Genomic DNA, 11,497 nt, shown 5'->3' on the forward strand with positions numbered 1-11,497 from the left:
CCGTGGGCCTGGATGACCGCGATGCGCTGCGCGTTCTCTATGACGCGTTCGCTGCGCCGTGCGACGCTTCCGGTGTTGTGGCCCAGTTCTTCAACCGGTGGTTCGGCACCGACCCGTCGGTCCGTGACCTGTTCCCCGCCGACCTGAGCCCCCAGCGGGACGCCTTCGCCCACGCCATGAGCTGGGTGCTGGGCGAATTCCTCGCCCAACGGGCGCAACCACCCGTGTCATTCCTGGCTCAACTGGGCCGCGATCACCGCAAGTACGGTGTGACCCAACGCCATTACCAGAGCGTGGGCCAGGTGCTGTTGGCCACCCTGCGCGAGGCGTTGGCCGACCGCTGGACTGCGGCCGTCGACGAAGCCGCCCGCGAGGCGCTGAACCTGATCATCGGGGTGATGGGCGGGGCCGCCGACGCCGAAGAGGGTCCGGCCTGGTGGGACGGCACCGTCATCGAGCAGCTCCGGGTCTCCCGCGACATCGCCGTCATCCGGCTCCAGCTGGATCAGCCGATGCCGTACCACCCCGGCCAATACGTCAAAGTCGAGGTACCGCAGTGCCCTCGGTCGTGGCGCTATCTGAGCCCCAGTATTCCGGCCGACGAAACCGGGGCGATCGAGTTTCACGTGCGGGCGGTCCCGGCCGGACTGGTCAGCACCGCGATCGTCAACGAGACCCGGCCCGGCGACCGGTGGCGCCTGTCCAGTCCGCTGGGCGGCATGCACGTGGACCGGGGCGACGGCGACGTCCTGATGGTGGCCGGCAGCACCGGCCTGGCGCCGCTGCGGTCGATGATCATGGACCTGACCCGCTGGGGCGAGAATCCGCGCGTGCACCTGTTCTTCGGTGGCCGCTATCCCTGCGAGCTCTACGATCTGCCCACCCTGTGGCAGATCGCGGCGCACAATCCATGGCTGTCGGTGACGCCGGTGTCGGAATACCCGCGCGACCCCGACTGGGCCGCGGACTATCCCGACGTGACTCCGCCGCGCGGACTGCATCTGCGCCAGACCGGGCGACTGGCAGAGGTGGTCACCCGGTACGGCAACTGGGGCGATCGGCAGATCCTGATCTGCGGAGGCCCGGAGATGACGCGCGCGACCGTTGCCGCCCTGATCGCCAAAGGAACTCCCCCGCAACGCATTCAACACGACCTCCTGTCCGCGTGACCGATCTCGCCGCCTGCGTCCTGTCGGATCCGTCGTCACCGCTGACGGCGACCTTCCTGCCGCACGCCGGCATGATCGGCACCTCGCTGGCCGACGACGGCGTGGAACTGCTCGGTCAACTCCGCGGTGTGGCCGCATACGTCACCGAGCACAAAACCATGGGCATCCCACTGCTGTATCCGTGGGCGAATCGGCTGAGCGCCAACGCCTACCGGGTGGGCGACACAACGGTGACGCTGGTCCCCGGGGTCGGCGGGGTGCACACCGACGCCTACGGCGCCCCGATCCACGGGATCCTGGCCGGCGAGCCGGGATGGCGGGTGACTGCCCAGTCGGCGTCGGCGCTGAGCGCGCAGCTCGACTTCGGATCGCGCCCGGATCTGCTCGCGGCGTTTCCGTTCCCGCACCTGCTGGAGCTGGCGGTGACACTGGCGGACCGCACCTTGACGGTGCGCACCACGGTCACCGCCACCGGTGACACGGCGGTGCCGCTGTGCTTCGGTTTCCACCCCTATCTGCAGCTTCCCGACGTGCCCCGCTCACAGTGGCTGATCCAGACCCCGGCGATGCGGTCCCGGATCGTGGACCCGCACGGCATCCCCACCGGGGCGGTCGCCGCGCACCCGGCAACCACGCAGTTGTTGGGCGAGCAGGTCTTCGACCATGGTTTCGACGAGGTGCAGCCGGGATCGGTGTTCGCGGTCTCCGGCGGCGGGCGCCGCGTGGAGGTGCGTTTCGACGCGGGATATCCCGCGGCGCAGATCTATGCGCCGGCCACCGACGACGTGGTCTGCTTCGAGCCGATGGCCGCGCCCACCGACGCGCTGCGCCGCGGCGGCTACGCGGTGGCGCGCTCGGGCCAACCCGGCGTGGCCCAGTTCTCGATCCGGCTCGCCTGAGCGTTGACTCTGCGCGTACCCGGCAGATGTGCGAGTGGATTGCCTGGTGGGCGCAGAGTCAGCGGGGAATCGCTAGCTGCGGGGCTTCCAGACCACCACCGCGGTGCTCTTGGGCAAGACGGCGATCTCCCGACGCTGCTTGGCGCGCAACATCTCCAGTTCGGCCGACATCTCCTTGATCCGCGACTGCAGCGCCTCCACCTGGTTGGTCAGCTCGATGATGCGCTTGATCCCGGCCAGGTTGACGCCCTCGTCCTGGGAGAGCCGCTGCACCTCGCGCAGCATGTCCACGTCGCGCTCGGAGTAGCGGCGCCCGCCGCCGGAGCTGCGCCGGGGACTGACCAGCCCGATGCGGTCATAGGTGCGCAGCGTCTGTGCGTGCATCCCGGCCAACTCCGCGGCCACCGAGATCAAGAAGGTGCGAGAGTTCTCCGATTTGCTCATGGCCGGTTACCCGCCCATCCGGCCCGCGGGTCGAACCCGCTGGCCTGCTCCGCCGCCGCGTACGCCTCGAGCGCCGCCTGCGCCGAACCTTCCAGGTTGGGCGGAACCGCAACCTTGACGGTGACGAGCAGGTCGCCGTGGCCGCCGCCGCGCTTGGGGACGCCGCGCCCGCGCACCCGCAGGATCCGGCCGTCGGCGGTGCCCTTGGGAACCCGGACGCCGACTTTGCCGTCCAGTGTCGGCACCGACAAGGTGGTGCCCAGGGCCAGTTCGGCGAAACTCACCGGGATGGTGACCGTCAAGTCGTCGCCGTCGCGGCCGAAGACCTTGTCCGGGCGCACCCGCACCGTCACGTAGAGGTCGCCCGAGGGGGCGCCGCGCAGGCCGGCCTCTCCCTGGCCGGCCAGCCGGATCCGTTGGCCGTCTTCGACGCCCGGCGGAATCCGCACGTTGATGGTTCGGGTCCGGGCTGCCCGCCCGGTTCCCTTGCACTCCGAGCACGGGTGTTCGATGATCGAGCCGCTGCCGCGACATTCGGTACACGGCTCGGAGAACCCGAACGCGCCCTGGTTACTGCTGATCACTCCGGATCCGTTGCAGGACACGCACACTCGCGGGCTGGTACCGGGCCGGGCGCCGCTGCCGTGACAGTTGGTGCACGGCGCGGCGCTGGTCAGGCGCAGCGGCATCTCCACGCCCTTGGTGGCCTCGAGGAAACTGAGCTCGGATTCGGTCTCCAGGTCGTTTCCCCGCCGCGGCCGGCTGGGCCGTTGCTGGGCCCCGCGCCCGAACAGGCCGCCGAAGAGATCGCCGATGTTGGCTCCGCCGGTCTGCCCGGCGGCGCCGAACAGGTCGTTGAGGTTGAACTCGCTGCCGTCGCCGCCGGTGGAGAACCGGTCGAAGTTGCCACCGCCGAAGCCGCCGCCGTTGAAGCGCCGGCCGAAGCCGCCGCCGGCGAACAGCCGTCGTGTCTCGTCGTATTCCTTGCGCTTGGCCTCATCGGACAAGACGCTGTAGGCCTCCGAGACCGCCTTGAATCGCTCCGCGGCCGCAGGGTTGTTCGGGTTGCGGTCCGGATGCAGTTCGGAGGCCAACTTGCGGTAGGCGCTCTTGATCTCTTTCTCGCTGGCGTCGGAGGAGACGCCGAGCTCCTTGTAGAAGTCTTTTTCGACCCATTCACGCTGAGCCATTCCGCGTCACCTCCTTACCTGTCAATTCTGGTCAGCGTTGTCGCCGTCGACAACGGCCCCGCCCGATTCGGCGTCCGGGACGGTGTCGATGACACCGACCATCGCGTGCCGCAACACCTGCTCGCCGAGCTTGTAGCCCCGTCGCAGGACGGTGCCGATCACCGAGTGCGTGCCGTCACCCTCATGCTGGACCGCTTCGTGCAGCTGCGGGTCGAATTCATCGCCCTCGACGCCGAACGACGACAGGCCCATCCCGGTGAGCACCCCGGTCAACTTGTCGGCAATCGCCTTGAGGGGACCCGATTCCAGGTCACCGTGGCTACGGGCGCGATCCAGGTCGTCGAGGATCCCGAGCAGTTCGGTCACCACCGAGGCCTTGGCGCGATCGGCGACGCCTTGCTGGTCGCGCAGCGCCCGCTTGCGGTAGTTGGCGAAGTCCGCCTGCACTCGCTGCAGGTCCGCAGTGAGTTCGGCCAGCGGGTCGTCCTGGTCTTCGTCGACGGGCGGCTCCTCCGGAGCCGGCCCACTGGGGGCCGGTCCGGAGGAACTCTCCCGCACCTCACCGGTTTCGGGGTCGATACGCCGCTTATCGGTGACGGTGATGGTCTCCGGCGGGACGTCGGAGCCGTTCGCGGCGCCCTCGGGGCTCACTTGGTGTCTCCGTCATCGACCACCTCTGCGTCCACGACGTCGTCGTCGCCGCCGGAGTCACCTGCGGCCTCGGCGGCCTGCTCGGCCTGGGTGGCCTCGTAGATCGCCTGGCCCAGCGCCTGGGACTCGACACCCAGCTTCTCCATTGCCGACTTGATGGCGCCGATGTCGGTGCCCGCCAACGCCTTCTTGGCGTCGCCGATCGCGGCGTCGACCTTGGCCAGGGTGTCCTCGGGGACCTTCGAGCCGCCCTCGGCTCCGCGCTGCTCGGCGACGAACTTTTCCGTCTGGTAGACCAGCGACTCGGCCTGGTTGCGCACGTCGGCCTCTTCGCGCCGCTTGCGGTCCTCCTCGGCGTGTGCCTCGGCGTCCTTGATCATCCGGTCGATCTCCTCCTGGGAAAGGCCGGAGCCTTCCTGGATCTTGATCGTGTTCTCCTTGCCGGTGCCCTTGTCCTTGGCGGTGACGTGCACGATGCCGTTGGCGTCGATGTCGAAGGTGACCTCGATCTGCGGGACACCGCGCGGGGCCGGCGGAATGCCGGTGAGCTCGAAGGAGCCCAGCAGCTTGTTGTGCGAGGCGATCTCACGCTCACCCTGGAAGACCTGGATCTGCACCGACGGCTGGTTGTCGTCGGCGGTGGTGAAGGTCTCGCTGCGCTTGGTCGGGATGGTGGTGTTGCGCTCGATCAGCTTGGTCATCACGCCGCCCTTGGTTTCGATACCCAGCGACAGCGGTGTGACGTCAAGCAGCAGAACGTCTTTGACCTCACCCTTGAGCACGCCGGCCTGCAGCGCGGCGCCCACGGCGACAACCTCGTCGGGGTTGACGCCCTTGTTGGGCTCCTGGCCGCCGGTCAGCTCCTTGATCAGGTCAGTGACCGCGGGCATTCGGGTGGAACCACCCACCAGCACCACGTGGTCGATCTCCGACACCGAGATGCCGGCGTCCTTGATCACCGACTGGAACGGCTTGCGGGTGCGGTCCAGCAGGTCCTGGGTGATCCGCTGGAACTCCGCCCGTGTGAGCTGCTCGTCGAGGAACAGCGGGTTCTTGTCGGCGTCCACGGTGATGTAGGGCAGGTTGATCGAGGTGCTCTGCGAGCTCGACAGCTCGATCTTGGCCTTCTCGGCTGCCTCGCGCAGGCGCTGCATGGCCATCTTGTCCTTGGTCAGGTCGATGCCCGAGGTGCCCTTGAACTTGTCGACCAGCCAGTCCACGACGCGGTCGTCCCAGTCGTCGCCACCGAGGTGGTTGTCACCGGAGGTGGCCCGCACCTCGACCACGCCCTCGCCGATCTCCAGCAGGGAGACATCGAAGGTGCCGCCACCGAGGTCGAACACCAGGATGGTCTGTTCCTTGTGGCCCTTGTCCAGGCCGTAGGCCAGCGCGGCCGCGGTCGGCTCGTTGACGATGCGCAGCACGTTCAGACCGGCGATCTGACCGGCCTCCTTGGTGGCCTGGCGCTGGGCGTCGTTGAAGTAGGCCGGCACGGTGATCACGGCGTCGGTGATGTCCTCACCGAGGTAGGCCTCTGCGTCACGCTTGAGCTTCATCAGCACGCGGGCGCTGATCTCCTGCGCGGTGTAGTCCTTGCCGTCGATCTCGACTTTCCAGTCCGAGCCGATGTGGCGCTTGACCGAGCGAATGGTGCGGTCGACGTTGGTGACCGCCTGGTTCTTGGCGGGCTGGCCGACGAGCACTTCGCCGTTACGGGCGAACGCGACGACCGACGGGGTGGTGCGCGAGCCCTCCGAGTTGGCTACGACGACGGGGTCCCCGCCCTCCAGCACTGCGACGCACGAGTTGGTGGTCCCGAGGTCGATTCCGACCGCACGAGCCATTGTGGTTCCTCCCTGGTAGACGATAATCCCTAGTCTGAGCGGACTGCGCTCAACGATCCTCCCTCGACAGCCTCGCTGTCAACTTGGACTTGAGTGATTCCGACTCAACTTATCGCTAGCGTCAACGGGAGGGGCCGCCGATTTGTTCCCGGGGTAAAAACGGCTGACGTCCAGGGTCAGGTGGTCGCCGGCATCCGCCGGAATCCGCGCAGGGTGGCCAGCCCGCGGCGAGTCGGCGGCCCTTCCAGCTGCAGGTCGGGGAAGCGTTCGAAAAGTGCACGCAGGGCGATGGTGGCTTCCATGCGGGCCAGGTTGGCGCCCAGACAGGCGTGGATGCCGCTGCTGAAAGACAGATGGTCTTTGGCGTTGGCCCGAGTGATGTCGAAGCGGTCCGGCTCGGTGAACACGCCGGGGTCGTGGTTGGCGCCTCCCAGCAGCAGTGCCACCGTCTCGCCGGCGGCCACCCGGCGCCCCGCCAGCTCCAGGTCGCACAGCGCGTTGCGCGAGGTCATCTGTACCGGGCTGTCGTAGCGCAGAACCTCTTCGACGGCGGCCGGCCACAAACCGGGGTCGTCGCGCAGCTTCGCCAGCTGATCCGGGTGGCGCAGCAACAGGAAGATTGCGTTGCCGATCAGGTTGGCGGTGGTCTCAAAGCCCGCGCCGGCGAGCAGCAACGCCGTCACGCCCAGCTCGCGCCGGTCCAGCTGCCCGTCGCGAATCACCTGGCTGTAGACGGACTCACCGGGGTCGGCACGCAACAGCTCGATGTGGTCGCCGAACTCGCGGTCGCCTTCTCGAAGCGAGCGCATGGCGCCTCGAAAGGTCTTCCAGGACACCCCGATATCGAGCAACGGGGCACTCCGGTCGCCCCGGTCGAGCATCTGCGACCGCTGGTCCTGCGGTATTCCCAGGATCTCGGCGATGATCAAGGCCGGCAAGGGAGCGGCGAAATCGGCGATCAGGTCCGGATGCGCCGCTGCTGCAACCCGATCCAGCAACTCCTCGGTGGCCTCCACGATCCGGGTCTGCAACCGCTCGATCGCGCGAGGGGTGAAGGCCCGCACCACAGCTCGCCGGTAGCGGGTGTGAGCAGGCGGATCCACCACGAGCATCGAGGGGGGTTCGGCCGGATTCGGCAACTGGGGATCGGTCCGGTAGAACACCCAGCGAACGGGCTTGGGCAGATTCATGTTGGCCGGGTTGCTCGCCCCGAATCTGTCGTCGCGCAGGATGGTTCGGCACAGCTCATGGTCGGCGGTCACCAACGCGGCCGGCGTGCGCGTCAGACGCCCACGCGTGCGGATCTGCTCCATCAACGGCGCCGGGTCGCCGCCGCGCAGCGGGCCGACCAACAGGCGTGCCATCGGTTCTCCCCGCCGCGCCTGCACGGCCAGAAGTGCGCGCGGGAGCCCGTGCAGTACGGCCCACCGCAGCCACAGCATCATCGGCAGCCGACGTTTCGCGACGCCGCTCATCAGCGCGCACCGGCGCCGGGCAGCACGAACGCCCTGCCCGCGGCGATCGATGCCAGATGCCTCGTCATCACGAACTCCGGCACCATCGCCGTGGAGCGGCTGATGAGGCTGCTGAGCAGATCCGACCGCACGTTGATGGCCTTGCCGATCAAGGCCGACTCTCGCACCATCGCAGTGACGCGACGCCGGCGAAAGGACTCGAAACGCGCGAAAGCGGTCGCCGGGTCGGGGGCCTGGTCGACGAATGCGGCCAGGATTGCCGCATCCTCCAACCCCTGGCAACCGCCCTGCCCGAGGTGCGGGCGCATCGGGTGGGCCGCGTCGCCCACCAGCACGATCGGTCCGCGCGCCCAGCGCCTGGCCGGGCTGCGGTCGAAGAGATCATCGCGCAGGACATCGGCCGCGGCGGTGGCGGCAAGAATGCTGGGCAGCGGCTCGGCCCACCGGGCGAACTTCGCCCGCAGGTAGGCCAGCTCCTCCGCGGGCGTGCGCTGCGCCGCGGGCGCCCGCTCGGTGGCAAACCAATAGGTCAGCCCCGGCCCCAGCGGCACATGACCGGTCTCCACGCCGGGCCCCACCGTCTCGCCGGCCAGGTCTGGATCCAGCTCGTAGGCGGCGACGCCGCGCCACGCGGTGTAGCCGACGTAGCGCTGCTGCAGCGGGCCGTTGAGCTGGCGGGCCACTACCGAGTGCGTGCCGTCGGCGCCGATCACGGCATCGAAGGTGCGGGCCGAGCCGTCCGAAAGGTGCAGCCGCACCGCCTCCCCGGTGGTCGTCACCTCGGTGGCGGCCAGACCGTACTCGACGGCGCCCACCGGCAACGCGCCGGCGATAACGTCGCGCAGCGCCCAGCGTTGCACGACGACGAGCGGTTCGCCGAGTGCCCGGACTATGCGCTCGGGCTGCGGGCGGCGCAGCCAGGACCCGTCGTGCCAGCGGGCTGCCCCGGCGGTGATCCGCCCGCCCGCCGCGCGGACCGCATCGCCGAGGCCCAGGTGGTCCAGGGCGGCCAGCGCATTGGGCCAGATGCTGATGCCGGCCCCTGATGAGGTGTCGGTGCGCTGTTCGAGGACGGTGACGTCATGCCCGCCGCGGTGCAGCCCGACCGCGGTCGCCAGCCCGGCTATGCCGGCACCCACGACGGCGATGCGCCGCCTCATGAGCCCGACCCCGCAGCACCGCATCTGATCGCAGCCACGTGCACCTCCCTGACCAGATCACCATGGCACCCGGGCTCGGGCCCGCTGCGGCGGGGTGGTGCCCGTGGCCACGGTTTTGATCCGGATCGGCAATCCCGGTGCGTTACCCTCGCAGCGATGTCACTTTCCCCCGCCCCGCAGCCGGCTTCTCCCGCCGCACTGGCCCGCGAGGACGAGGGCTACCACAAAGACCTGACCCCCCGGCAGTTGCAGATGATCGGCCTGGGTGGCGCCATCGGCACCGGGCTGTTCCTCGGCGCCGGCGGCCGGCTCGCCTCGGCCGGACCGGGCCTGTTCATCGTCTACGCGGTGTGCGGCGTCTTTGCGTTCCTCATCCTGCGTGCGCTCGGCGAGCTGGTGCTGCACCGGCCGACCTCGGGATCATTCGTGTCCTACGCGCGGGAATTCTTCGGGGAGAAGACCGCCTACGTGACGGGGTGGCTGTACTTCTTGAACTGGTCGATGACCGGGATCGTCGACACCACCGCGATCGCCAGCTATTTCCACTACTGGCACCTGTTCGGGGTGGTTCCGCAGTGGACGCTGGCCCTGATCGCGCTGCTGGCGGTGCTGTCGATGAACCTGATCTCGGTCAAGCTCTTCGGTGAGCTGGAGTTCTGGGCGGCGCTGATCAAGGTCGTCGCGCTGCTGACCTTCCTGGTGGTCGGCACCATCTTCCTGGGCGGCCGCTACCAGGTCGACGGCCAGGAAACCGGCCTGCACCTGTTGGCCGAGAACGGCGGGCTGCTGCCCACGGGCCTGCTGCCCCTGGTGCTGGTGACGTCCGGCGTGGTGTTCTCCTACGCCGGGGTGGAGCTGGTGGGCACCGCGGCCGGGGAGACCCCCAACCCCGAGAAGGTCATGCCGCGGGCGATCAACTCGGTGGTGGCCCGCATCGCGATCTTCTACGTGGGCTCGGTGGTGCTGCTGGCACTGCTGCTGCCCTACACCGCGTTCAAGGAGCACCAGAGCCCTTTCGTCACCTTCTTCTCCAAGGTGGGCTTCACCGGGGCCGGCAGCCTGATGAACCTGGTGGTGCTGACCGCGGCCTTCTCCAGCCTCAACGCGGGCCTGTACTCCACGGGGCGGATTCTGCGTTCGATGGCGGTCAACGGCAGCGGGCCGGCGTTCACCGCCAAGATGTCGAAGAACGGGGTGCCCTACGGCGGCATCCTGCTGACCAGCGCGGTCGGCCTGTTCGGCGTGGTGCTCAACGCGGTGCGCCCCGGGCAGGCATTCGAGATCGTGCTCAACATCGCCGCGGTTGGGGTGATGGCGGCCTGGGCCACGATCGTGGCCTGCCAGCTGCGGCTGCACCGACTCGCCAATGCGGGCGTCATGCAGCGGCCGTCGTTCCGGATGCCGCTGGCGCCCTACAGCGGCTACGTGACGTTGGTATTCCTGGCCGGCGTGCTGGTTCTGATGCTGTTCGACCAGCGCAGCGGCCCGTTTGTCTGGGGCGTGCTGCTCATCGGCACCCCGGCACTGTTCGGCGGCTGGTTTCTGGTGCGCGGTCGGGTCCAGGCCGCGGCCGCGCTTGCAACGCCGGAGCACGATCAGGCTCGGCCCGCGGCCGTGCCGCCCGATCCGGACGAGTAGGACGAGTAGTAAGGCCCGATCCCATGACCCGCAACCGTTACGCAGCCAAGCCCCCGCTGTACGGAATGGTGCTGGTCTTCAGCGCCATCGCGATCGTCGCCGTCGCCGCGGCCCTGCACGCCGGCTGGTGGTCGATCGCGGGATATGCGCTCGCGGCGGTGCTGGCGGCCATCGGTGCGGTACTGGCCTTCCGCGACCTTTCCTGACCGCCGCGCCACCGTGGCACCGCGAGTCACTACAGCCACGGCAGTCACTGGGTGCGTACGCTGAGCCGCACTACATGTCAGCGAGGGAATGAGTGCGAGCACCAGACCAGGCGAAGCCCCCGACGGTCGTAAAGCTGACGCTGGCGGCCGCACTGCTGCTGGCGGGTTGCAGCACCACCGTCGACGGTCACCCGACCGCAGCGCCGGGCGGTGGTGGCCCGCCGGAGCCGTCGCTGCGGCCGCCCCGGACCACCACGACGCCGTCGAGCCCCCCGAGCCCGACCCCGTCGGCGACGCCGAACCAGCCGGCCGATGCCATCCCGCTGCCGCCCGACGACAACGGCTACGTCTTCATCGAGACGAAATCCGGGCGGACCCGCTGCCAGATCTCGTCACCGCAAGTCGACTGCGAGGCGGAGTTCACCAACTCCCCCCTCAAGGACGGGCAGCACGCCAACGGCGTCAGCGTCAGCGCCGACGGCACCGTGCAGTGGGTGCTGGGCAACCTGGGCGATATTCCGGTCGTGACCATCGACTACCTGACCTACCGGGCGCAGGGGTGGACGATCAATGCCGATATCGACGGCACCCGGTTCACCAACGACCGCACCGGCCACGGGATGGTGGTCAGCATCGATAACGTCGACACCTTCTGATCTCTCGTCCAAGTCGCCTGCCAGGGCTTTCCGTTACGATCGGTGAAATGGCGCGCTTCGGATCTTCAGGTGGTTCCGGCAAACCCGGCGAGGACCAGACTCGGTCCATGCCCTACTCCCAGCGCGGCCCGCAGCCGCCCGGCCCGCCCCCGGCGCCCATGGGCC

At 68.9% G+C, this 11,497-nt stretch carries 11 protein-coding genes; 5 read left to right on the top strand and 6 right to left on the bottom strand.

What is annotated here, in order from left to right:
- The first annotated feature begins 2 nt into the window (after positions 1–2).
- Both AWC02_RS02620 and AWC02_RS02625 read left to right on the top strand, forming a co-directional pair.
- Positions 3–1,169 carry an FAD-binding oxidoreductase gene (locus AWC02_RS02620; protein ID WP_085126953.1) on the top strand — a complete coding sequence of 389 codons (1,167 nt, stop codon included), beginning with the start codon at positions 3–5 and terminating at the stop codon, positions 1,167–1,169.
- On the top strand, positions 1,166–2,068 hold the full coding sequence (locus tag AWC02_RS02625; protein ID WP_237160294.1) for an aldose 1-epimerase: 903 nt from the start codon (positions 1,166–1,168) through the stop codon (positions 2,066–2,068). Before AWC02_RS02620 ends, AWC02_RS02625 begins: the two co-directional genes overlap by 4 nt.
- 72 nt (positions 2,069–2,140) lie before the next feature.
- On the opposite strand, the gene AWC02_RS02630 is transcribed toward AWC02_RS02625, so the two are convergent.
- From AWC02_RS02630 to AWC02_RS02655, 6 genes are all read right to left on the bottom strand, one after another.
- Positions 2,141–2,512, bottom strand: a complete 372-nt coding sequence (locus AWC02_RS02630; protein ID WP_085126955.1) for a heat shock protein transcriptional repressor HspR — start codon at positions 2,510–2,512, stop codon at positions 2,141–2,143.
- Positions 2,509–3,702: a molecular chaperone DnaJ gene (dnaJ, locus tag AWC02_RS02635; protein ID WP_085126957.1), complete on the bottom strand. Its 1,194-nt coding sequence runs from the start codon at positions 3,700–3,702 to the stop codon at positions 2,509–2,511. The genes AWC02_RS02630 and dnaJ overlap by 4 nt, the downstream gene beginning before the upstream one ends.
- A gap of 21 nt (positions 3,703–3,723) precedes the next feature.
- The gene (gene grpE, locus AWC02_RS02640) at positions 3,724–4,353 is read right to left on the bottom strand and encodes a nucleotide exchange factor GrpE (protein WP_085126959.1); all 630 of its coding nucleotides are present in this window, start codon (positions 4,351–4,353) and stop codon (positions 3,724–3,726) included.
- The gene (dnaK, locus tag AWC02_RS02645) at positions 4,350–6,197 is read right to left on the bottom strand and encodes a molecular chaperone DnaK (protein WP_085126961.1); all 1,848 of its coding nucleotides are present in this window, start codon (positions 6,195–6,197) and stop codon (positions 4,350–4,352) included. Before dnaK ends, grpE begins: the two co-directional genes overlap by 4 nt.
- A gap of 176 nt (positions 6,198–6,373) precedes the next feature.
- Positions 6,374–7,648 (bottom strand): cytochrome P450, encoded by a 1,275-nt coding sequence (locus AWC02_RS02650; RefSeq protein ID WP_419179195.1) that lies wholly within the window; start codon positions 7,646–7,648, stop codon positions 6,374–6,376.
- Positions 7,649–7,671: 23 nt separating this feature from the next.
- A complete protein-coding gene (locus AWC02_RS02655) occupies positions 7,672–8,832 on the bottom strand; it encodes an FAD-dependent oxidoreductase (protein WP_085126965.1) in 1,161 nt (386 codons plus the stop codon).
- 156 nt (positions 8,833–8,988) lie between these two features.
- Here AWC02_RS02655 and AWC02_RS02660 point away from each other — a divergent pair, with 156 nt between their 5' ends.
- From AWC02_RS02660 to AWC02_RS02670, 3 genes are all read left to right on the top strand, one after another.
- The gene (locus AWC02_RS02660) at positions 8,989–10,470 is read left to right on the top strand and encodes an amino acid permease (RefSeq protein WP_085126967.1); all 1,482 of its coding nucleotides are present in this window, start codon (positions 8,989–8,991) and stop codon (positions 10,468–10,470) included.
- A gap of 23 nt (positions 10,471–10,493) precedes the next feature.
- Positions 10,494–10,676: a hypothetical protein gene (locus tag AWC02_RS02665; RefSeq protein WP_085126969.1), complete on the top strand. Its 183-nt coding sequence runs from the start codon at positions 10,494–10,496 to the stop codon at positions 10,674–10,676.
- A gap of 134 nt (positions 10,677–10,810) precedes the next feature.
- A complete protein-coding gene (locus tag AWC02_RS02670; protein WP_207567981.1) occupies positions 10,811–11,332 on the top strand; it encodes a hypothetical protein in 522 nt (173 codons plus the stop codon).
- Positions 11,333–11,497 lie beyond the last annotated feature (165 nt).

Origin of the sequence: Mycolicibacter engbaekii, assembly GCF_002101585.1 — a bacterium.
GTDB lineage: Bacteria > Actinomycetota > Actinomycetes > Mycobacteriales > Mycobacteriaceae > Mycobacterium > Mycobacterium engbaekii.